The 22,379-nt window shown below is 69.9% G+C and carries 18 protein-coding genes and 1 pseudogene; 10 read left to right on the top strand and 9 right to left on the bottom strand.

Translation table 11 applies throughout. From position 1 onward, the window contains the following. Positions 1–48: 48 nt before the first annotated feature. The gene (locus tag BGK67_RS01475; RefSeq protein ID WP_069918163.1) at positions 49–462 is read right to left on the bottom strand and encodes a DUF3052 domain-containing protein; all 414 of its coding nucleotides are present in this window, start codon (positions 460–462) and stop codon (positions 49–51) included. A 159-nt stretch (positions 463–621) separates the two neighbouring features. Further along, positions 622–1,164 carry a hypothetical protein gene (locus BGK67_RS01470; protein ID WP_069918162.1) on the bottom strand — a complete coding sequence of 181 codons (543 nt, stop codon included), beginning with the start codon at positions 1,162–1,164 and terminating at the stop codon, positions 622–624. Between the two features lie 152 nt (positions 1,165–1,316). Here BGK67_RS01470 and BGK67_RS39660 point away from each other — a divergent pair, with 152 nt between their 5' ends. Together BGK67_RS39660 and BGK67_RS39655 are read left to right on the top strand one after the other, a co-directional pair. Continuing rightward, on the top strand, positions 1,317–1,886 hold the full coding sequence (locus tag BGK67_RS39660; RefSeq protein WP_244291091.1) for an ATP-dependent DNA ligase: 570 nt from the start codon (positions 1,317–1,319) through the stop codon (positions 1,884–1,886). Positions 1,887–2,109: 223 nt separating this feature from the next. Further along, positions 2,110–2,298 carry a hypothetical protein gene (locus tag BGK67_RS39655; protein ID WP_244291090.1) on the top strand — a complete coding sequence of 63 codons (189 nt, stop codon included), beginning with the start codon at positions 2,110–2,112 and terminating at the stop codon, positions 2,296–2,298. Between the two features lie 125 nt (positions 2,299–2,423). On the opposite strand, the gene BGK67_RS01460 is transcribed toward BGK67_RS39655, so the two are convergent. Next, positions 2,424–2,948, bottom strand: coding sequence for an RICIN domain-containing protein (locus BGK67_RS01460; protein ID WP_069918157.1), 525 nt, complete (start codon positions 2,946–2,948; stop codon positions 2,424–2,426). An 85-nt stretch (positions 2,949–3,033) separates the two neighbouring features. Between BGK67_RS01460 and BGK67_RS39650 the strand changes: the two genes are divergently transcribed. The 5 genes and pseudogenes from BGK67_RS39650 (at position 3,034) to BGK67_RS01440 (ending at position 6,778) form a co-directional block, all read left to right on the top strand. Beyond that, the gene (locus BGK67_RS39650) at positions 3,034–3,195 is read left to right on the top strand and encodes a hypothetical protein (protein ID WP_244291089.1); all 162 of its coding nucleotides are present in this window, start codon (positions 3,034–3,036) and stop codon (positions 3,193–3,195) included. Between the two features lie 438 nt (positions 3,196–3,633). Next, positions 3,634–5,313, top strand: coding sequence for an IPT/TIG domain-containing protein (locus tag BGK67_RS01455; protein ID WP_069918161.1), 1,680 nt, complete (start codon positions 3,634–3,636; stop codon positions 5,311–5,313). A gap of 111 nt (positions 5,314–5,424) precedes the next feature. Then, complete coding sequence (locus BGK67_RS01450) at positions 5,425–5,604, top strand: hypothetical protein (protein WP_069918160.1); 180 nt, start codon at positions 5,425–5,427, stop codon at positions 5,602–5,604. Between the two features lie 44 nt (positions 5,605–5,648). After that, positions 5,649–6,112, top strand: a pseudogene (locus tag BGK67_RS01445) (restriction endonuclease). A 261-nt stretch (positions 6,113–6,373) separates the two neighbouring features. Then, positions 6,374–6,778: an ATP-dependent DNA ligase gene (locus BGK67_RS01440; RefSeq protein ID WP_069918159.1), complete on the top strand. Its 405-nt coding sequence runs from the start codon at positions 6,374–6,376 to the stop codon at positions 6,776–6,778. 314 nt (positions 6,779–7,092) lie between these two features. On the opposite strand, the gene BGK67_RS01435 is transcribed toward BGK67_RS01440, so the two are convergent. Next, complete coding sequence (locus BGK67_RS01435; RefSeq protein ID WP_244291088.1) at positions 7,093–14,397, bottom strand: LamG domain-containing protein; 7,305 nt, start codon at positions 14,395–14,397, stop codon at positions 7,093–7,095. A 275-nt stretch (positions 14,398–14,672) separates the two neighbouring features. On the opposite strand from BGK67_RS01435, the gene BGK67_RS35700 reads away from it, so the two are divergent. Further along, complete coding sequence (locus BGK67_RS35700) at positions 14,673–15,569, top strand: ATP-dependent DNA ligase (protein WP_244291087.1); 897 nt, start codon at positions 14,673–14,675, stop codon at positions 15,567–15,569. 352 nt (positions 15,570–15,921) lie between these two features. Here BGK67_RS35700 and BGK67_RS01425 read toward each other — a convergent pair whose 3' ends face one another. Further along, a complete protein-coding gene (locus BGK67_RS01425) occupies positions 15,922–16,446 on the bottom strand; it encodes an RICIN domain-containing protein (protein ID WP_069918157.1) in 525 nt (174 codons plus the stop codon). 385 nt (positions 16,447–16,831) lie between these two features. Next, positions 16,832–17,362 carry a hypothetical protein gene (locus tag BGK67_RS01420; protein WP_141753983.1) on the bottom strand — a complete coding sequence of 177 codons (531 nt, stop codon included), beginning with the start codon at positions 17,360–17,362 and terminating at the stop codon, positions 16,832–16,834. 103 nt (positions 17,363–17,465) lie between these two features. Between BGK67_RS01420 and BGK67_RS01415 the strand changes: the two genes are divergently transcribed. Together BGK67_RS01415 and BGK67_RS01410 are read left to right on the top strand one after the other, a co-directional pair. Next, positions 17,466–17,741, top strand: a complete 276-nt coding sequence (locus BGK67_RS01415; RefSeq protein WP_069918155.1) for a hypothetical protein — start codon at positions 17,466–17,468, stop codon at positions 17,739–17,741. 46 nt (positions 17,742–17,787) lie between these two features. Beyond that, complete coding sequence (locus BGK67_RS01410; RefSeq protein ID WP_244291086.1) at positions 17,788–19,914, top strand: ATP-binding protein; 2,127 nt, start codon at positions 17,788–17,790, stop codon at positions 19,912–19,914. Positions 19,915–19,962: 48 nt separating this feature from the next. Here BGK67_RS01410 and BGK67_RS41110 read toward each other — a convergent pair whose 3' ends face one another. From BGK67_RS41110 to BGK67_RS01405, 3 genes are read right to left on the bottom strand one after another with little or no spacing between them, the layout of a single operon-like run. Next, positions 19,963–20,262 (bottom strand): helicase associated domain-containing protein, encoded by a 300-nt coding sequence (locus tag BGK67_RS41110; protein ID WP_244291085.1) that lies wholly within the window; start codon positions 20,260–20,262, stop codon positions 19,963–19,965. Beyond that, the gene (locus tag BGK67_RS41105; RefSeq protein WP_244291084.1) at positions 20,263–20,667 is read right to left on the bottom strand and encodes a helicase associated domain-containing protein; all 405 of its coding nucleotides are present in this window, start codon (positions 20,665–20,667) and stop codon (positions 20,263–20,265) included. Next, positions 20,574–22,358 carry a helicase associated domain-containing protein gene (locus BGK67_RS01405; protein WP_244291083.1) on the bottom strand — a complete coding sequence of 595 codons (1,785 nt, stop codon included), beginning with the start codon at positions 22,356–22,358 and terminating at the stop codon, positions 20,574–20,576. The genes BGK67_RS41105 and BGK67_RS01405 overlap by 94 nt, the downstream gene beginning before the upstream one ends. Positions 22,359–22,379: the final 21 nt, after the last annotated feature.

Raw genomic sequence — 22,379 nt, 5'->3', positions numbered from 1 at the left:
TCCTGCCTGGGGTGGGCCCTCCTTGCAGGGTGTCAGGCTCGCCCGTGGTTACCGCCTTGGTGCGACGAGTCGGGTGCCGGTCCAGTCCTTGGCGATGCTGACGCTCTTGGTCTCAGAAAGGCGGGCAAGCTTCGCCGCTTTGGAGATGTCGCTGGGCGCGACGTACCCGTCGCGTTCGGCCTTCGGGGTGAGGACCCAGATGACGCCGCCGTCTTGGCGTTTCACGATGATGTTCAGCAGGGCGGTGGTGAGATTGCCGTCGTTGTCACGGAACCACAGCAGTACGGCATCGACGGTGTCGGCGTAGTCCTCGTTGACGAGGTCCTGATCCGTCACCTTTTGGATGGTCTCGCGGAGTTCATGGTCGACGTCGTCATTGAAGCCGAACTCTTGAACGACCTGGCAGGGCCGGAAGCCCAGCTGGGCTACCAGATTGATGCGCTCGTCCTGCGTTTCACTCATCGCTGCTCCCGTATGTGCGGACGCGCCGGCTGCGTCCCCAGCCAGTAGCCAATCAGACACGTAGCGTGCTCGTCGGTGATCAGCTCAGTGACCGCGCTTTGGCGGCAAGTTTCGGTGAGATTGGTCAAACTTCGCTGAGACAGAACAACCACGCTCCGGTCATCGGCCGTAGGTCTGGTGGCAGAGCGCGGCCACGGCAGGGCTGGTGACGCCGTGCGCGGCGCGGCACAGCTCCGCCATGTCCGCGGTCCCCGCCCCTGGGGCGCGTACCGGACGGTGCGGTGCGGGCGTACGGGTCGGCCGCTTCACCTTCCGGGGCTTGGGTTTGGCGGCGGGGCGCATGGCAGGCGTCGTCCGGCGCGGCCGTACCGGGCCTTCGGCCCTGCGGTCGGGAGCCCGCCGGGCGGGCTGAGTCTCGCCTGCCTCGCGGGCCGAGGACGCGGGACGGGCCGGTGCGGGAGCACGGCCGGCCTCGGGAGCGGCGTCGGCCGGAGGCGCGGCCGCAGGGCCGGGCATGGGGGAGAGGGGCAGCGCCGCCCCCGTGTCCGGCCGTTCGGGCCGGGGGGCGACGGGGTGCTTGTGGTCTTCCGAGACCGCGGCGGGCGAGGCCCCGGCGGGCCGGGTGGGCGCGGGGTGGACGGTGACGCATCCCGAAGCCGCGAGCAGCGCGACAAGGAGCAGGGGCAGGGACCAGCGACGCATGCCGCCACCGTGCCGCACAAGCCCCGCAGGGCGCCTCCGACGGGCCCGCTGCGCCCCTCGGATGGATGATGCGATGGCCGTCCTGCAGAGCCGCCTCCGGCAGGTCTGGCGGACCCTGGAAGAGGGGGCCGACAAGCCGCGAGGGAGGCCCCGTGACGCTCAGACCGCCGGTGGAGCCGATGCTGGCGCAGGCCGCGGAAGCCGTGCCGGGCCCGGCCGCTTTGCGGGCGGGGGTGGCGTACGAGCAGAAGCTGGACGGTCACCGGGCGTTGTTGTTCACCGCGGCGGGCCCGGGCGGCACGGTGCTGGTGCAGACCGGCCGCGGTGCGCTGGTCCAGGACCGGTGGCCGGACCTGGTGGCGGCCGCCGAGGCACAGTTGCCGCACGGCCTGGTCCTCGATGGCGAACTCGTCGTCTGGGACACCGAGACAGGCCGGTTGTCGTTCGAGGCGTTGCAGCGCCGGGCCGCCACCCGAGCCCGCGGCGCCGCCGGCCTGATCGCCCGATGGCCGGCCTGCTTCGTCGCCTTCGACCTCTTGCAGCACGACGGCCAGGAGCTCCTCACGCGCCCGTACGCCGAGCGGCGCACCCTGCTGGAGAACCTGTTCTCCGAGCACACCCTGACCGCGCCGTGGACGCTCTGCCCGATGACGACGGACCTGGCCAAGGCGCGGGATGGCTGGAGTCCTGGACGGACGTATCCGGCGTGGAGGGGATCCTGATCAAGCCCCTGACCAGCCGCTACCTGCCCGGATACCGCGGCTGTACCAAGATCAGCAGACGGGACACCACTGAGACGATCGTCGGCGCGATCACCGGCACCCTGACCCGCCCACAACTCCTCGTCCTCGGCCGCCCCGACCAGAACGGCCGACTGCGCGCCGTCGGCCGCACCGTACCGCTGCGCCCGGACACCCATGGGAGGGCGCGAAGTTCTCGGCGACGTTGGGGAGTTGCGACGTCCTCGACACCACCCTCGTCCACCCCGGCCTGGTCGCCGAGGTCAGCGCCGACCGCGCCATCGACCGCGGCGGCGTCTACCGCCACCCACTCCGTTTTCAGCGGCTGCGCCTGGACGTGGGGCTCGAAGACGTACCCGGGTTCGGCGAGGGTCTGGCGGCGGCCGCAGGCTGACCGGACGGCCACCGGCCACACCTGACCGCGGCTTCGCGCCGTCAGTACGAGGGGCCCGCGCCGAAGCGCGGGCCCCTCGTCATGTCACCGCACGATCCGTGCAGGAGGCCAGGCTTCCACCGGGGTCAGTTGAAGATGTCGGTCTTCCACCTGAGGGTGTCCGAGGTGCTGGTGTTGTCCCAGTAGGCGAAGAGGGACTGTGAGCTGGGGCTGGTCGAGCGGATGGGTCCGGCGTCGAGGGCGTAGCCGGTGGCGACGTTGACGATGTGCTGCCTGTCGGCGTCCCACCTCCACTTCAGGTTGTTCGACGGGCCGGTGGCGTCCTTGTAGGCGTAGACCTGCACCACGGCCCGGCTGGTGTCGCCGCCGCTGTCGAGGACGTAGCCGGTTGCGATGTTGACGATGTGCTGGGTGGCCGGGTCGTACCTCCACCTCAGGTTGTCGGAAGGGTTGGCGGCGTCCTTGTAGATGTAGACCGGCACCCGGTTGCTGCCGGTCTTCCCGGCGCTGTCGATGACGTAGCCGCTGATCACGTTCGTGATCTGGTTGGTCGGCAGCGGCGCACGGCCGGGCTGCCCGGTGGCCTGCGCGGTTCCGGTCAGCGCGGCGACCAGGCCGACGGAGAGGGCGAGGGAATGGATCTTCTTCACGGCTGGCCCAACGACACGCTGCTCTCGCGGACACGCCCCGGCGTCGGCGCGACCAGGTCCAGCGGCGCCCGCGCGTCCGCGCGGCATGGGCCACTGTGGCGTAGAGAACCTGGCGGCACGTCCTGAAGACGCGGACTTCGATGAGGCGAACATCCACGCGACCTTCGACGCCCTCGGCCCGGACGCCCAGGACCGCATCACCATGGCCACCTATGCCGCCAACATCGAGGCCTACTACGCGCCGTAGCCGGGATCCCGGGCGACCAGCTGGTGGCCGATGTGGATCCCCAAGCAGTGTGGGCCCTTCACCTGCGGCTGTGACCAGGACCAGCTGGATCCCGCTGCTGTTGCCGCGACGCAGGGCTGAGTTGAGCGTGGGCGTGCGGGATGGCGTGCCTACGCGGGACAGGCCGGGGGCCCCGGCCGCATGGGCTGCGGAGCGCAGGCCGGGTGCCGGTCGTGTCGTGTCCGGATTCGGACGTTGACGGGGTCTTTCCGGACGCGCCCGCTACTTCCGAGGGCCGGGGCGGTTCTGGGCGGCCACGGTTTCCCTGACGCCCCACCAGTTTCCGGTGACCGTGCTCGCCGGCAGGGCTGGTGGGGTCTTTACGTGTCCGCGTCGGCGGCCCCTTGGGGCTGCCAGTTCCTGCCGCCGAGCCGCGTGATCCAAGGAGGAACCACCGCGATGTCCCCGACCACCCTGTTACGCCCGTCGCGCCTGCGGCGCCGGGTTGCGGCCACCGCCGCCTCCCTGCTGATCTCGACCGGTCTGGTCGCGGTGGCCGCGCCGTCCGCGCACGCGGTCCAGCCCGGCCGCACCACCGCCTACGTCACAAACAACGTCGGCAAAGCCGTCTCGGTCGTCGACACCACCACCGGCGCGACCACCGCGTCGGTCCCGGTCGCCGGCTACGCCCAGGACGTGGTCGTCAACCGGGCGGGCACCACCGCGTACGCGGCGACCGCGTTCGCGAACACCGTCGCGGTCATCGACACCGCCACCAGCACCGTCGCCGCGACGGTCCCGCTGGCCGGGTTCCCCACCGCGGTCGCCGTGAACAACGCCGGCACCGCCGTCTACGTCGCCGACAGCGGCGCGCACGCCGTCGAGATCATCGACACCGCCACCAACACCGTCAGCGCGAGCGTGCCGGTGGCGGGCAATCACCTGAGCCTTGCTCTCTCCCCGTCCGGCGCCACCGCCTACGTCACCACGTTCAGTCCGAACGCCCTGGTCGTGATCGACACCGCGACCGCCGCGGTGACCGCCACCGTTCCGGTCGCCGGCACGCCGTACGGTGCCGTCGTCAACCCGGCGGGCACCGCCGTCTACGTCGGCCTCGGCGGCGGCAGCACCATCGCCAAGATCGACACCGCCACCAACACGCTCACCGCAAGCATCGCCGCCGCCAACACGACGGCTCTGTCGATCAGCCCCGACGGCAGCACCCTGTACGGCAGCAGCCCCGGCAACCACGGCGTCTACGTCGTCGACACCACCACCAATACGGTCACCACGTTCGTCGGCGGCCTCGGCAACATCCAGGACGTCCAGGTCAACTCCACCGGCACCACCGTCTACGCCGTCGACCCGGTCAACCCCAGCGGGACGGTGCCCGGCAACCTCTACGCCATCGACACCGCCACCAACACGGGGACCACCGCAGCCACCGGCCTGAACAGCCCCAGCCGCCTTGCCCTGCACACCGTCCCCGCACCCGAGATCACCGCCGTCACACCGAACAGCGGCCCCATCGCCGGCGGCACCGCAGTAACGATCACCGGCACCGACCTGAACGGCGCCACCGCGATCACCTTCGGCACCACCCCCGCCACCGGCATCACGTGCACCGCGACATCCTGCTCGGCGACCGCCCCCGCCCACGCCGCGGGCACCGTCGACGTCCAGGTCACCACCCCCGGCGGCACCAGCACCCTCACCCCCGCCGACCAGTACACCTATGTACTCCCGCCGGCAGCCGACATCGACGTGAACGTCACCGCGCAGCCGCACCTGGGCATCCTGGTCCCCTACCTGACCTACACGCTCACCGCCCACAACACCGGCCCCGACCCGGTCACCTCCGCCACGGTGACCGCAACCCTGCCGCCGGGCGCCTCCGCGACGAACCTGCCCGCCGGATGCACCTCCAGCACCGGGACCGTGACCTGCACCTACGGGTCCATCTCCAACACGGCGAGCGCGAGCAAGTCCTTCCGCGTCCCGCTGCACCTGCTGTCGCTGGGCCCGGTAAAGGTCACCGGAACCCGCACCGCCTCCGCACCCACCGATTCCAACCCGGCCAACGACAGCGCGAGCGCGACCTGCACCGTCATCTCCATCATCCTGGCCACCTGCCCGTAGCCCCCAGGTGCCCGGCGGGCCGAGACAGCACGCCGGGCACCGGGCTCAGACAACCCGGCCCTCTCCAGCGTCGAACCACACCGACGCACCCCAGCACGGAGTCGGTGGCCCATGAGCGCACCCACACCAGCCAGCCCCGAACCGGACGGCCCCGGCCTCCAGCGCCCCGACTTCGACCGGCCCTCTCCGGCCCTGCTCGCCCGCGCGGACCGGGGACTCGCCCGGTTCCTCGCCCAGCCGATCGGGGACCAGGACGACGTGCTCGGCGACGGCGAAGACACCCCGCGGTGATCGCCGACCACCCGTACGAGACACCCCCGGCAGCGAGGCCCGCCATCCAGACCAGCAGCCACACGGTCCGGTACGACCCCGACGGGCTGACCGAGGTGGAGCTCCCGCTCGACCGCGAACTGTACGAGATCCTCGTCAAGGCCGTCCTCGCCTAGACCGGCGAGGATACGCTCGCGACCCGCGACTACGAGCAGTTCGGCCTCCAGCTGACCGGTCCCGCCCGCGCGGTGGCCGCCGACGTACGGCGCCGCGCGAACCAGCTGCCGAAGGACAGCGGGCCCCGGGCTTGCCGACGTCGTCCTGCGTGAGGCGGAAGAACGGCTGTCCGCAGTGCTGGAGGGACCGGTGCGCTGTCCAGAACCGGGACCGCCTGGTCCGTGCCCTCTACGAACGACTGGACCGCCTGGAGGCCGCGCTCGCCCCGGAGCGGGTTGCACCGGGAGGGGGCTGCAGAGGTGTCTGGAGGGGTGCACTAGGCGGGGGACCGGAGCTAGTGCCGGAGGTGTGAACCCCCGAAAATGTTGATCTTGCATTTGTGCAGCTCAGCGGCCGTGGGCAAGCCTCTTTGGGAAAACGGCACCTCTTTCCCCGCGATAGCCGGGGGAAGAGGCTCTACGCCGTGACGGGCGCCGCGGCGGTACTGGGAACCGGCCCACCCTGGAGCCTGACGTGGCAGGGCCCTCTGGCCGAATCCACGGGCGATGCGTGCCGGGCCGGGGGAGGCTGTCGGTGCCCGGCCGGGCACGGCGGTGAAGGAGGCCGACCCCGAGTGCCTCTCACCCCGCCCTTTGAGCCGATGCTCGCCCAGGCCGCCGCGTACGTCCCCGGCTCAGGCGTCCTGGCGAGCGGCCTGGCGGCGGAGCAGAAGTTCGACGGCCACCGCGCGATCCTCTTCACCCCCGCCGGCCCCGGCGGCCGGGTACTCCTGCAGACCCGGCGCGGCTCCCTGGTCCAGGACCGGTTCCCCGATCTGGTTGCGGCCGCCGAGCAGCTACCCGCTGGCCTGGTTCTTGACGGCGAGGTCGTCGTCTGGGACACCGCAGCTGGGCGGCTGTCCTTCGAAGCGCTCCAGCGCCGGGCCGCCGCCCGCGGCCGGACCGCCACCGCGCTCGCCGCGAAGACCCCGGCGTTCTGCATTAGTGGAGGACGCGCGGGTTCGTCAGAAGCGGTCTGACCCGGCGAAGCAGCATTTCAGCAGGCAGAGACCCCCTTCGGGGACGTTCACTCGTTGGTGTGAGATCTCAGCAGTAACTCGCAGATTCTGCGTGTAGTCCCTTAGGGAGCGGCCTGCCGCTTCTGCAGCGATCTGCCGCTCGCGGACCTCCTGAGGTGCCGGCCGGGCACCGAGGGTTTGCTGTGGGGCGGCGCTCACGCGCCGCGCCGAGACGGTGTGAAGGTACAGCCAGCCTGCGCGGCATGAAGGTCCGGCCATCCTGGCGTGGGGTGGCCGGCCTCGGCCCTCCGTAAGGCGGAGGGCCGAGGCGTCTGTCAGATCTCCACGCTGTAGTACTGGGCGAGGTAGTCGATGATGTCCGCGGCGTGCGGGACGAGTTCCGGCAGATGTGCGGTGAGTGCGCTGCGGGTGGCGGCGGCGAGTTCGGAGGCGCTCTTGGTGGCGGTGCGGACGTACGGTTCGAGGCGCCTGATGAGTTCGTAGTTGCTGTCGATGTTCTCCGCCCGCATCGCCTTGTCCAGCGGCGGCGCGCCGGGCGGCGGGACAGCGGGAAGCACGCGGCTGAGGAAGGTGACCCGGTGCAGGATCCGCCAGCACGGCGGCTTGGCGGAGCTCTGGCGGGCCTGGCGCAGGGCAGCGGCGTCGGGGGCGTCGCTGTTGGCGAGCCAGAGGGGGTCGATGACCTTGTGGTAGAAGTCGTCGAAGTTGGCGCTGGTCTCGCCGAGGTAGAAGGTGGAGAAGCGGTAGGCGTCCACCTTGCCCGGTACCAGGACCGGCTTGCCCGCGGCGTCGAGAGCGGGCTTGCCGTCCTTGTCCCGGCGTTGCAGGTCGCCTGAGGGCGCGCACTGGACGTTGAGGCCGAATGTCCGGGAGGAGTCTTTGGTGCGGGCCCGGGTGGTGCTCATGCTGCCGCCGATCGAGGCGTCGAAACTCCCGGTGATGCCGACGCCGGCGAGGGAGCCGACGAGTTCGACGCTCTGGCCGATGGTTCCGGTGAAGGAGTAGGAGCCGGAGGTGGTTTCGGTGACCGCGTCGGTGGCTTCGGTGGCCTCTTCGAAGAAGCCGCCGTGGGCCGTCCAGACGTAGGTGTTGACCAGGTCGCGGTGGGAGAAGCCCGCCGAGGCGGCGCTGCCGGCACTTCCGCGGCGGTCGTCGGCCCGGCCGCCGGTGATGCCCATGCTGCGCAGGACCTTGTCGGCTTGGTCGTGTGTCGGGTCGTGGCGGTGGGTCTCAGTGGAGACGGATTCGTAGAAGGCCCGCATGCGCTGCTGGTCGCGGGCGATCCGGCGTTTGAGGGCGTAGGCGTCGCGGGGCTTGAAGTAGCTGTACTCGCCGTAGCCGACAGCGGTGGGGTAGTCGGGGTCGGTGACCTTGCCGCGGTCGTCGAAGCCGACGGCGCCGTCCAGGGTGCCCTGCTTGACGTAGCGGGGGTTGATGGGGAAGTGGATGATGTTCCAGTCGCGGGGGGTGTCGGGGTTGGGCAGCATCCGGTAGGCCACCAGGGCGCCGGTGTGCGCCAGGCGCAGGGCGAAGACATCCGCGGTCTGCGACTGCACCAAGGCCATGCCGGTGTTGGCGGGCACGTACCGCCGGCCGATCGCGGAGTTGAGTACCCGCGCGGGGTCTTCCACGTGGCCGGTCAGCGCGACGCGGGCCTTGCGCGTGGTGTTCTGGCCCTGGCTGACCTTGGTCTCGCTGCTCCAGGTGTTGGAAAACTCCAGGCTGAGGCTGGTGACGGTCTTCACCGAGCCCTCGGCCAGCGGTGTGGCGATGCCCACGCCGAGGGGCGCGGCGATCGTCAGGGTGCTGCTGCTCAGCTCCATGGCCAGGGCGGCCTTGAAGGCGGCGGTGACACTGGCGTCCTTGCTTGAGGACAGCCCGTAGGTGACCTGGTCGGCTTCGGTGAACTCCACCGAGGACGCGTCGCGGTAGCCGTCGTCCTTGTTGGTGAGGTTCTCCGACGGCACCGGTGGGGCGCCCTCGATGTAGCCCATGAGTTCCGGGTCGAACTGGACCTGGCCGACCCATTCGGTGGTCAGGTCGCCGACCTTGTATCCGGTGAGAAGGTGCCAGCGGCCGTCGCGCAGGTAGCCGTAGCAGCGCTTGAGCGCCCCGGTGGCCTCGCCCTTGGGGCCGAACTGGAGGTCGGCGTACTCGGTGACGGCGGGGGCCGCGGCGATGGTGTCGTGGAAGGGGGTGCGGACGGCGGCCAGCGCGGAGCGCACTTCGGCGGTGTCGGTGGACACCGGAGCGGTGGACAGCAGGATCCGCGGCCGCCCCGCGGTGAAGGCCAGGTGGTGGCCGCGCAGCCCTTCGTCGCGCACGAGGGGGGCGCCCGCGGTGGTGGACTCCCGGTCGAAGGGCCAGTAGCCCAGGAGGTCCTGCTTGCCGCCGCGCACGCGGGTGAACATGTGGTCGGAGATCTGCTCGGGGGTGCGCACCGTGCGCCAGACGCGGACTTCCTCCAGCGTGCCGGCCAGCGGCGCCACCGGCTGACCGGTGTACAGGGCTGCGCCCAGGGTGAACTGCTTGTCCCCGTACGAGCTGCTGTCGCGCGGGAGCTGGCCCGGATCGGCGGACAGCGCCTGGCCGTTGCGGTACAGCCGCAGGGCGCTGGCCTTCGGGTCGGGGTCGCGGGTCCAGCGGGCACCGCGCAGTCTGGCCGGGTAGGCGCCGGCGGCGTCGTAGGTGATGTTCCCGGTGTTCTCCTCGAACGACCAGCGTGCCACCAGCCCCTTGGCGCGCTCGGTGACTGCCAGGCCCAGTTGGTCGCTCTTGCGGGCGGTGTTCCACAGCCGTACCTCGCCCAGGGCGCCGTGCAGCCTGCGGCCGAGTTCGACGGCGCTGCGGTTGGACTGCGCGCCGGGGCCGGCGTAGCGGTGACTCCCGTCCAGCCTGCCGTCGAGGTAGAAGCGGATCTCCTGTGCGCTCTGGGCGCCGTTGGCTGCCTCGGGCGGCAGCGTCTGGCGCACCACGCTCACGCGGTGGAAGGCGCCGGCGCGCAGGGCTGTGTCGGAGGTGTAGCGGACGGCTTTGCCCTCGGCCTCGCAGAAGGCGAACTCCACCCTGCCGTCGGTCCTGATGCCCACCTGGTAGGGGACACCGCCCGGCCCGCCGTCGACGGCTTCGCCCTTGGCTATCAGGCCCATGGGCGTGCCGAGCCGGTCGAGCTGGAGGAACACCTCGATCGTGAGGTCGTCCAGCACGTCCAGCGCTGTGTGCGGGGCCACCTCCAGCCCGATGGTGCCTCTCTGGCGCACGGCCCAGGCCTGGGTGAAGGTCGCGGCCAGATGGGCCCACTCGTTGCACGCGAAGCGTTCCGCCGAGCGCACCACACGGTCGCCGACGCGCGCCACCACCTGGTAGCCCTTGATCGGCGAGGGCGTCGCACCCGTGCCGGTGAAGGTCCAGTGGCCCAGCAGTCCCGGTTCGCGCCCCGACATCCGCTGGTGGCGTTCGCCGGAGATCTCCTCGGGGGTGCGCACCCGCCCGAAGACGCGCACTTCGTCGATCTGGCCGTGGAGGTACTGGCCGTTGAACGGCTGGGCGCCGATGACCAGCGGGCCGTTGCCGGTGTACGGACCGTTGGCGGTGCGGCGGGCGACCTCGGTGCCGTCCCGGTAGAGGATCTGCTCGCGGGTGGCGTTGACGTACACCGCGGCGTAGTGGTGCCAGTCCAGGTCCGGGTAGGGCTGTGTGGTCTTGAGGTCGTCGCCGTACAGCGCGAAGGTGAGGGTGTTGTCGGCGGCGATGTGCAGATGCAGGGTCTGGTCGGTCGCACCGGCCGGGTTTCCGTGTGTGAGGAGCGGTTCCAGACGGCTGCGCGCGTGGCTGCGCCTGGCCCACAGCTCGATGGTGAAGTCGCGGTGGGACAGGTCGAGCGCGCCGTTCAGGTCGGTTCGGTCGTCGCCGTCGAAGGACTGCGTGGGCAGGTCCGCAGGGGTCAGGGCCAGGGAGTACGCCGACTCCGCCGTGTTGGCGTGCACGAGCCTGGCCTGCCCGGTCTCGGGATTGACCCACGCCTCCAGGCTCAGATCGCCGGTCGTGGCGGCCCCGTCCAGCTTGTCGGCAGGCAGTGAGAGGTACTGGTCCTTGCCGTTGAACAGGTAGGCGCGGCCCGGCATTTCGGCCCGCCACAGGCATCCGCTCCCCGTGATCGTCGGCCGGGCGGTGCCGTTGGGGACGGAGTGGACGGCGCCGGCGGCCAGAGCGACCAGCCGGGAGCCCGAGGACAGCAGGACCCCGGGCTGGCTGGAGGTGGCCCGGGCGTGGTCGTAGCCGATCACGCTGATCTTGTCGCCCGGCTTGATCGCGGTGCCCGACGTCGAGAGCGTGATCGTCTTGCCGCCGAGCGGGATCTCGTCGGCCGCGGCGTATCCGGAGCCGCCGATGCTGAGATGGGCGGCCGCCGGAACCTTGACGGCCGCGCCCTCGGTGAGCTGCACCGTCGTGCCGGTGACCTGGGAGACCGTGCCCACCGTCACCGGCGCACCGGCGTTGCCGGCCAGCGCCGCGTTCATCGGGCCCGCCTCGCGTGGCAGGGACCGCCACGTCTCGCTGTCGTTGTTGGCCGTGATGGTCAGGTCGCAGCGGCCGGGCGCGTCGCCGTCGCTCACCTTGATGGTGTAGCCCTCCAGCGCGATGCCCGCGTCGCGGGCGACGAAGCTGACGGTGCCTCCTGATGTCGGGAGCTCCTGGACACCGCGGATGACCGTGGTGTCGTAGTAGGCGGCGAAGAACTGGCCGTTGGCTCCGCGGAAGTACAGCACGATGTTCCCGGTGCCGCTGTCCAGCAGGGCGGGCCGGTCGGCGCCGCGGGCGAAGTCGAGCAGGCCCCCGGAGTAGCTCAGTCCGGTGCGGTCGACGCCGAGGGAGGGCATGGCCACGGTCAGGTCGGCGTCGCCCTCGAACCCGACCGACAGGCGGGCCAGCTTCTCCTGGGCGGCCTTCAGCTCCGCCTCCTTCGCGGCGAGCGAACGTTCCAGCTCCCTGACTTTCTGGTCGGCCGAACGTGCTGTCGCCAGTTCGTCCGCGGCCTTCGCCGCCTTGTCCTTGGCCGTCTGGAGAAGCACGTCCACGCCCGACCGCATGGCGCCCCGCACCATGCGCAGGAGACCCGAGTCGTCTCTGAGACCCGCGCTCGTCTGGACCACCTTGTACCTCGCCGACTCGACCACCGAGACCGCGAGTTTGCTCTGGCGGTTGACGAGCCGGACGTAGTCGCCTTCGGTCAGCAGGGAAAAGTTCGAGGGCGCGTAGGTGGACATGCGCGGGAGCGTGGTCAGATCGGCGTTCTCGTCGCGCGACCCGCCCCTGACCACCATGTCCTGGTTGAACAGTTTGTATGCCAGGTTGTAGAAGGTCTCCGCGCCCACCTGGACGGTGTCGAAAGACCAGACCCCTACCGTCGGACTGTCGACGAAGGCGGACTGCACCGCTGCGGGCGAGCTGGAGGAGCCCGCGACCAGGAGCTTCCGCGCGGACGTCCCGCTTGGTCCCTGATCCTGCAGTTTGGGGAAGATGTCATAGAACCAGGAGGTCACCAGATCCTTCTCGGCGTCGTACCCCTTCTGGTAGGTGCTCACCTCGTGGTTCAGCTGGTCGTACGCGGTCTGGAACTCGGGCAGCCTTGCGGACAGCGGACGCAGCCGGGCGATCTCCGGCCGCAATGCGGCGATCTCCGGCTCCAGCCGCTTGATCAGCTGCTGCAAGGCGCTGATCTGCTCGGCGTTCTCCCCCTTCACCGGCCGCTTGAGCAGGGTGGGATCCAGCACGTCCGGCACCTGTGCCAGCCGGCCGTCGCGGCCGACACCGAAGTCCACACTCGCCACGCACGCCTCGGGGCCGTCCTTGGCGGCGAAGGCGAGCATCACCCTGGCCTGCCGCTTGACCGGCTTGGCCGCGCCGCCATACCCCGCGGGAGCCTTCTCCTGCTGGTGGTAGAGGACGGCCGACATGCCCGAGACGACCGTACGCCCCGTGAGGGTGAAGCTGTCGCGCCGCACGCCCGGGTGATCGCCCACCGGCGCGTCCGAACCGACCCAGCGTGCGTCACCTTTCAGCGCGCCCCTCAGCGCCCGGTCCGTCTGGTCGAAGGCGGTGGTGCCCGTACCCTCGTCGAACCGGTAATAGGCCACCAGACCCGGCTCGCTGCCGATCAGCCGGTGGTTCATCTCGGCGGCGATCTCAGCGGCACTGCGTGCCCGGTTCCACACCCGGACCTCATCGATGTCACCCTTGAAGTAACCGATGGTCCGGCCCCGGTAGACCTTCTTGCCGATCAGCGTGAGCGCACCGGGATCGTCGACGAACGGCATGTCCCCGCTGCCCGACAGTTTGCCGTTCACGTACACCCGCACGGTCTTGCCGTCGAAGGTGCCGGCGATGTGGCTGTACGTGTCCTTCGCGATCTTCTCGGCGGAGCTGATCAGATACGGAGCGGCATCATGAGCCAGGTAGACCGTGCCGTCAGGGTTCAGGGCGAGCTGGCAGGCCCCACCCCTGGCCAGCACGGGGCCGTCGACACCTTCGGGCTTGACCCACGCCTCGATCGAATACGGCTTCCCCGCGAACCGCAGCGCCTCCACGTCACCCAGCTCGACATGTGCGTCGTTGCCGGCCAGCCGCAGCGCCGTCTCCGCATGCCCGTCCGAGCCCGTCACCGGCACCAGTTCACGCTTGGTGAACGGGCAGGTACCCGGGTCCCGCTCGAACACCGCATCCCGGTACACCGGATCCGGGCTCGTGTAGAACCGGGTGCCCCGCGTGTTGAACAAGCCCTGGACGCCCTGTTCGACGTTGAAGCAGTCGACACGGCCGGTGGCGTCGTTATGGGCGAAGAACTGCCAGCGCTGCACATTGTTGACCGCGGTGGGCACCAGCACCGCGGCGAAGCGGCCCTGGCTCAGGTTGCGGATGAACGACAGCTCCTGGGTCGGCTCGTAGAACGGGCGGCCCTCCATGTCCTCGGTGCCCAAGGTGTCCTTGGCCGACTCGGCACGCGTCGCGTGCCGGCTGCGCCGGTAGCGCACCTCCAGCACCGGCTTGAGCTTGCCCTCCACCAGCACGAACCGGTCGCACAACAAGGTGTCGCGCACCAACGGCACCTTCTTCGCGCCGTCGAGCACGTAGTCACTCCTGGCCGGATTGCCGGAGCAACCGCCGTTGGTCAGCTTGTACACGGCGTCGGGGTGCGCGTCACCGGTCGACTGCCGCAGCACGACCACGTACGTGCCGTCGGAGATCACATGGAACGGAGCGGACGCTGTCAGCCGCGCCGTCGTGGACAGGCGTGTATCGGTCTCGTCAGCCGTTGGCTGCTCGTCGGCGGCCGCTTCGACACCGCCGCGCTTGACCACCGGCATCGCCGTAGGACCGACCACGCCGAAGCCCACCTCGGAGAGTTCCCGCGGAAAGGCCAGCTCGACCGGGTTCACGCCCCAGAACGCGGCGTCCGTGGCGCCCTTGGCCTGATCCCCGGCCAGATCCAGTACGGAGTAGACAATGCGCCGGGACGAGTCCATGGCGAACGCCACGGTCGTGCCCTGGTGACGCGCCATCGTCACATGGGTGTACGACCGGTCGCCGTAGACCTTGAGCAGCGAATCCTGAAGTGCCACGCTTCCCCCTCCACCTGCACGAACGCCGCCTTCTGACCAGTCCCCACAGGCCGAAGCGGCGCATGACAAACCTTGATCCCCGACGGGGCGCCCGACAGTGTGGCAGCGAGAAGTCGCGCGGATAAGGGGCGAACTCGCCAGATCGTGCGGAACAGCTACTGGTAGGCGGCCCACTTCGTCGCGGCACGACTGGCAGGAGGCGGGCGGGCCCACTCTCGGGTGACCGCGGTCGACAACCGCCCCCGCCGCCCCACCGTCCCCCTGGTGGACCGGGCGTGGGCCGAACAAGCCCTCGACATATCGCGATCTGGCTGCCTAAGCGGCGAACTCGCGCGCAGACCCCCTCAAAGCGGCAACCGACGCGCGGGTTGAAACGCAACCGCATACAAGAATCCGCGAACCCGCTCGCTTTCGCCTTCGACGCCCTCCAAGTCGATGGCGCCGAGCTGCTGACCCTGTCCTACGCCGAGCGCCGCCGACGGCTGGATGTCCTGTTCTCGGCCCGCGCGCTGACCGCGCCGTGGACGCTCTGCCCGATGACCATCGATCCGGCCAAAGCCAGGGAGTGGCTGGAGGACTGGACGGACGTCTCCGGCGTCGAGGGAATCGTCGTCAAGAAGCTGAGCCAGCGCTACCTTCCCGGATCCCGTGCCTGGACCAAGATCAGACCCGTAACACCACCGAAGCGATCATCGGCGCCATCACCGGCACCCTCGCACGCCCCCAACTCCTCGTCCTCGGCCGCCATGACCCGACCGGCCGCCTCCACCCCGTCGGCCGCACCGTCCCACTGCGCCCCCACGCGGCACGCGAGCTCGCCGAGCACCTCACACTGGCCGGCCTCGGCCATCCATGGACGGGCGCGAAGTTCTCCTCTGCCTGGGGCACCCGTGACGTCCTCGACACCACCCTGGTCCGGCCGGACCTCGTCGCGGAGATCAGCGCCGACACTTCCGTGGACCGCGGCGGTGTCTACCGCCACCCAATCCGGTACGTGCGCCTGCGCCTGGACGCGACCGTCGATGACGTGCCCTGGTTCGGCGGGGGCCCGGCCAAGGCCGCCGGGTGAGCGAAGACTGCCGCCATGCGGCGGGGGGAGGGCGCGGCCGGAGCCGCGAGGAAGGGGGCGCACACGGCGGGCGCGCGAAGCCTGCGCAGCATCGAGTTCTTGAGCCCATAGGTGGGGTGCAACGGAGGACAAACCGGTCGACGCCGCTGGGTGGGAGGTAACTGGTGTCGGCCTCCTCGTCGAAAACGCCCGCACTGTCGGGACGTCGTAGTGGAGCACCCCGTTGGGGGTACCGCTCCTACGCGTCTGCTTCGCGTGGCAGGGAGGGGGCGGCGGATGTAGAGGTCTTGCTACGACGAGAGCGGCGTACGGGACGCGACCTGTGACTGACCGGAGGGCCACCGGCCTCATCTGACCGCGGCTTCGCGCCGTCAGTACGAGGGGCCCGCGCCGAAGCGTGGGTCCCTCGTACTGTCACCGCACGGTCCGTGCAGGAGGCCAGGCTTCCACCGGGGTCAGTTGAAGATGTCGGTCTTCCACCTCAGGGTGTCCGAGGTGCTGGTGTTGTCCCAGTACGCGAAGAGGGACTGCGAGCTGGGGCTGGTCGAGCGGATGGGTCCGGCGTCGAGGGCGTAGCCGGTGGCGACGTTGACGATGTGCTGCCTGTCGGCGTCCCACCTCCACTTCAGGTTGTTCGAAGGGCCGGTGGCGTCCTTGTAGGCGTAGACCTGCACCACGGCCCGGCTGGTGTCGCCGCCGCTGTCGAGGACGTAGCCGGTCGCGATGTTGACGATGTGCTGGGTGGCCGGGTCATACCTCCACCTCAGGTTGTCCGAGGGGTTGGCGGCGTCCTTGTAGATGTAGACCGGCACCCGGTTACTGCCGGTCTTCCCGGCGCTGTCGATGACGTAGCCGCTGATCACGTTCGTGATCTGGTTGGTCGGCAGCGGCGCACGGCCGGGCTGCCCAGTGGCCTGCGCGGTTCCGGTCAGCGCAGCGACCAGGCCGACGGAGAGGGCGAGGGAATGGATCTTCTTCACGGCTGCCCCAACGACACGCCGCTCTCGCAGACACGCCCCGAAGCCAGCGGTCTCGTCCGGTCGGTGCCACCAGATCCGGCCAGCCGCGCGTCCGTGTGGCGGCGGGCCACGGTGGCGTAGAGATCCGGCGACCCCAGCGCGGGTCGCCACCAATGGGTGGCGGCTGGACTGTGGTGCGAAGGCCTTGGGGTCGGGTCCAGGCGCTGGGCCTGTGCGGCTCTGCGGGTGTAGGCCCGGGGGGCCTTGGGTCAGGGCCCGACAACCACGACCGCCGAGGAGGCCCGCGGCTGCGGGCCCGCTTCCGCCTCGGGCAAGCCCCTTGATGTCTGGGTAAGCTCCCGCCGACGGCGTGGGCACGCCCAAGGTGACCCTTGGGCAAGCCTCGCTACTCGGGGTTGGGAGCGGGATCTGCGAACTCGCCGAGGATCCTGGTGGGCGGCTCGAGTCCGACACGCTGCCACCGCAGACCGGCTACGTCCATGAACTGGATGGTCAGCCGGTGATTGGTCGCGTTGTAGGGGGTGATGCCCATATCCGGTCCCACCTCGTACCCGTGCACAGGATCGAGCAGCGGGCCCCAGCCCTGTTCCAGCAGTTCAAGGTGGTGGCTCTGCCCCGCCGCCACGTTGCGGAATATCCGCTGGTCCTCTTCGGACCAGCGGACCGCGACCCCCGTCTGGCCGTCGATCTCGGCGTCGGCCCTGATGATCCGCAGCTCCAGCAGCGGCTCGGAGCTGTGGTTGACGACTTCGCCGCGGTTCCCGTCGATGCCGGACACCACCAGGCGTGCCTGTGCCGCTTGCCGGTCAGTCTCGTCCTTCCTTCGCATCTTCACTTCGTGCCAGCCAAACCAGAGGGCTACGGCGGTTGCCCCTGTTGTTGCGATCGCGCTAGCCGCGTCCCAGAAGTCGTTCATGCCAGGACCCTAGACCCACGTCCACGTTGCTCGGCGGCGTGGGCAAGCCCAAGGTAACGCTGGGCAAGCCCGCGTTGTCGGTGGTGGCTGGGACGCTGAGCGCATGGACAGGGATGAGGAGTTGCTGCGCGGTCGGGTCTACGGCACGGACCACGACGACCCGAACCCGGGCCGACGGCCCGGCCGCACCTATGCCGAGCTCGTCGGCGGCCCGCTCGACGGCCTGCTGCTCGACATCACCGGATGGACGGCAGACGAGATCCAGACCGGCGCCGCGCTGACGACCGAGCTCGGCCAGTTCGGCGCCGGCGGCCGGGCCCTGTACGACCCGCGGCCCGGCGAGAGGGGCCGCTGGGACTGGTCCGGCGCCACCCCTTGAGAGGGGTGGCGGCAGAGTAAGATCCGCGACACGTTGGTGTAGTTAGGTGCTGAACCGCTTCTGCGATGTGTACCGCGATGGGGGAAACCGGTACGGTCACCGCATGTCAGGGGAACACGACGGACAGCGCCCGTCCGGTACAGCGGTAGCCACGGACAGCGCCGTCGCGGCCGTGCCGCAACAGGCGAATTCGCGCATGACCGAGTTCATGCTGTCGGTCGGCGAAGGGAAGATCCTTCAGTTCAAGAAGAAACCCCAGATCACGGCCGTGGCCGAGCTGGTGTGGAACGCCCTCGACGCGAACGCCACCCAAGTCGACGTCCAGCTCCAACGCGCCCCAGGCGACGCCATCGAGCAGATCGTGGTGACGGACAACGGCCACGGCATGACGCCGGACCGTGCTCGTGAGTCCTTTCACCGATACGGCGAGACGTGGAAGGCCAGCAAGACACACACCGAGGGCGCCACCCGCATCCTGCATGGCCGAAACGGCGAAGGACGGCTCTTCGCCTTCGCTCTGGGAGACCAGCTCACGTGGGACTCGGCGGCCCTGGTGGACGACGCGCTCGTCGGTGTCCGCGCCAGCGGCAACGCCGATCACGCCACCATCTGGCAGGTCGTAGAGACCGAAGCCGACCGCGAAGAGCCGGGAACGACGGTCCGCATCCGCGTTCCCCAAGGCAAGTCCCTGCGCTACCTCGAACACGAAGATGCCGCGGCCAATCTCACCGCGAAGCTCGCGTTCTACCTGCGCGCCTACCCGGACGTCTGTGTCACCTACGACGGCAAGAGGCTGGACCCAGCCGAGATCATCGTGGGCGAGCCCGTCGACATCCCGCTGGTACTGCCGGAGGAGGACAGCGACGACTGCCCGCCCGCGGTGGTCACCTTCGTCGAGTGGAACCGGCGCATGAGCGACCGCAAGATGCTCATCTGCAACGCCGACGGCATCGCCTTGTACGAGGAGGGCAAAGACTGGTCGGACAGCATCGTCAGCTTCACCCCCTACCTGCGGTCCGACCGGTTCAACGGCCTAACCGTGGAAGACCTCCACATGCTGCCCATGACCCACGCTGCGCTCCTGGACGCAGCGGCCAAGGCTGTTCGGGAGCATCTGGCCCTGCGCGGCGCCCAGATCTCAGCAGCGGTTGTCCGTCAGCTGAAGAACGAGGGCATCTACCCCTACAAGGGCGGCCCGACGACCGGCACCGAAGCGATCGAGCGGCAGACCTTCGACGTAGTGGTGACCGTGGCCCGGGAAGCCCTTCCCACCAAGGGCATGGCCCGTCGGCTCTCCGTCGACCTCATCCGCACGGCTCTCGAATCCAACCCTGGCGATCTCCACGACATCCTGGAGAAGGTCCTCGCCCTCAGCCTGGACGACCGCCGGCACCTGAAGAACCTCCTGCACAGTACCGACCTGGCCCACGTCATCAGCGCCGCCACCGAGGTCACCAACCGCCTCGATGTCATCGGTGGACTCCGCAAGATCCTGGCTGACGACGCGCTCCGGCGTGAATTCCGCGAGGTTGACCAGCTGCACCCGATGATCGCCCAGAACCTATGGCTGTTCGGCGACGACTGGGCCTGGGCACGTACAGAGGTTGGGCTCACCAACGTCCTTCACGCTCACCTGGACGAACTCGGCGATGACGTCGTCCTCGAGAACCGACTGGAGGAAGTACTGCAGCCGGACGGCCGCCGCGGCCGGGTGGACATCCTGATGTTCCGCAGCCGCCGCGACGAAGACTCCACCGAGCGCCTCGTCATCGAGCTCAAGCGCCCTACCGTCGAGGTCGGCAAGAAGGAACTCGACCAGATCAAGGGCTACGCCCGCGCGATCGTCGACAACCCGCAGTACAAGGGGGTGGAGGGCTGCAAGTGGCGGTTCTACCTCATCACGTACGACTACTCGGACAAGATCCTTCGGGACATCCGACAGAAGGACAAGCCGGCGGGGCTGCTCGACGACCAGGACGAGTACGAAGTCTGGGTGAAGAGCTGGGCTGAGATCTTCGATACCGCCGAGAAGAAGTTGCTGTTCTTCCAGCGCCAGCTGAACTACGAAGCCACGGACGCTCGCGTCACCCAGCACCTGCGCGAGAGCTACTCACGCTTCATCCCCGAGGGCCTAGCTGAAGACCAGGGCCCGGACACGCCCGTCGCCAGCTGACGAAAATGGGGTACCGGGGCCGGGCGATCCCGCTCAGCCCCGGACGTCTTAGGTCCACCTCATCCCGACCTTGGACAGTTGCTCCATCCGCTCCGGTGTCAGGGTGGCGGCCCGGCGGCGCTGGTTGTCGACCCACGTCCCGAGTTTCAGCGGCACGTCCCGCTGAGCCTGGCCGTCGCCGATGGCGATGGTCTCGATGTGCTTGCGCGGTACCGTCAGGTGGCCCTCGCGCGCGAAGAACTGCTCAGCGGCTGCGAGGTGCATCGCCCACTTGTCTGCCTGGCTGGTGCGCGGCTTCGGCTTCTCCTCCTCGGTCGCGGGCTCGATGCCGAGGATCTGCTCGCACATTCACTGCTGGACCCCGGTGAGCTGGTCCCACCCGAGCCGGACCGAGGTGACCCAGCGGCCGAGGTCCTCGCCCTGGCGCACGGCCTCGCCCGCTTTGGTCGGCAGCGCTTCACCGGCGTCGAGGTGTTGCCGCACGAGGTGGAAGCAGCGTTGCCACGTCACCGGCCACGCCGGGCACCAGGACGGGTCGATCTCCTCCAGCTGCTCGCGCCGCTCCCGCGTCATCGCCCCGGCCGACGACTGGACCGGCAGCCCCTCGGCGCGCCGCTGGTCGATCTCCTGCGCCTTCCGCGCAGCGACCCGGGCGTTCTTCAGCCAGATCCCCACGGGTGCGCCCTGGTAGGCGGCGTCCAGCGGTGCCAGGAGGTGCCCGTGCTCGGCGGCCCACCCGCGCGCGGCGGACACGCCCTCGGCCAGGCGACGTCGAAGTGGGACCAGACCATGCCGAGCTTCTCCAGCTGTGCGACGCGCTCCTGGTCCATGTCGCCGCGGCTGTAGAAGCGGCGGGCGTCGGCGGTCCACTGCCCGAGCGGGAAGTTCGCCAGCGAGGCCGGCCACCCCGCCTTCTTCGCGTCCTCGGCGGCCGGGACGCGGAACGTGAACGGCACGCGCAGGTCGCCGTGCGCGCGGGCGTAGATGACGGCGGCCTCGACCCCGCGCCGCCAGTGCTCATGTTCGGGGTTCAGGACCCGCAGGTTGATGAACGCGGCGAGCGCGGCCGGGTCCCGGGGCGTGGAGAACTTCAGCAGGGCCTTGGCGGGTCCACTGACAGCCCCGGAGCCGCTGCCGGTCCCGTTGCCGCTCTTCCGGCTGTCGTCTTCGCTGACGGGCTTGTAGCGGCTCGGGGCCTGCTGCTCCGCGAGGGTCTCCACGATCCGCGCGTCGTGCGCGCGGAGTGCTTCCAGGAGCTTGGCGAGCCCGCCGTACGCCCGCGACGTGAGCATGTTGTCCGCCGTCTCGCCGGGGCCGAGCAGGATCGGCACCACCAGTGAGGCGACCTTGCCCTCGCCGGGCTGCATCCGCAGGGCTCGGCCCACGGCTTGGACGAGGTCGGGCATGGAGCCGCGGACATCCGCCCAGTAGACGGAGTCGCAGTTCTTGGTGTCGACGCCCTCGCCCAGCACCTTCACGGAGCCGAGGTAGCCCTTCTCCACGACGGTGCCGTCCGTGGCGATCCCCTCGGCGAACTCCGCGAGGACCCGGCGGCGGTGGAGCGGCTTGTGCTCACCGCACAGCCAGTCCGCCCAGATCGTGGCCGGGTACAGCTCGCGGTCGCTGGCGTGCAGCTGCTCGGCGACGTCGGGCAGGCCGGCCGCGAAGGCTTCGGCCTCCTTCACCACGTGGTGGAAGACCAGCGTCCTGCGGAAACCCTCCTCCGCCGACGCCTTCACCAGCGCGGTCTGCAGAGCGGCGAGCCGCGTCCCGCGGACTTCGGCCGAGCTGCTCTCCGTGCCCAGGAGCTGCGCGGCCTGGAGCTGGGTGTCGGTGACGTCCACGCATACGACCTGGTAGGGGGCACAGATGCCCCGGTCGATGGCTTCCGAGAGCGACAAGGTGAAGCACCGACTGCCGAACGGGCCGTCCGGGTCGTCATCCATGCTCGCGACCAGCTCACCGGGCGAGCCGGCCGCGTCGTCGTCTCCGAGCTGCCACATCCGGGGCGTGGCCGTCATGTACAGCCGGCGCAGGGCCGGGATGCGGGTGTTGTCGTGGATGACCGCCCACGGCTTCCCGATCCGACCAGAAACACGGTGGGCCTCGTCCACGACGATGAGGTCCCAAGCCGCCAAGCCTCCGGCGTGTGCCCGCTCCAGAGTGCCCAGCCCGAGGGAGGCGTACGTGGCGTACACGGTGACCTTCTCCAGGCCGCGCGTCCACTCCACCAGCTCGTCCACGTCCGTGGTGTTGGGGAAGGACACCTCCTCACCCCGCAGCGAGGACACCCCGATCATCGGGCCCCGGCGGCCGCCCTCGCGCCACGCGGCCTCGGTCTGGGCGAGCAGGTCCAGCGAGGGCACGAGCACAAGCACACGGCCCGCGTGGAGCTCCTCCGCGCTGCGGACCGCCACACGAGTCTTCCCGGACCCGGTCGCCATGATGACCTGCGTACGTACACC

This window comes from Streptomyces subrutilus, from assembly GCF_001746425.1.
Taxonomy (GTDB): domain Bacteria; phylum Actinomycetota; class Actinomycetes; order Streptomycetales; family Streptomycetaceae; genus Streptomyces; species Streptomyces subrutilus_A.
This window is presented reverse-complemented; position numbering and strand designations above follow the sequence as displayed.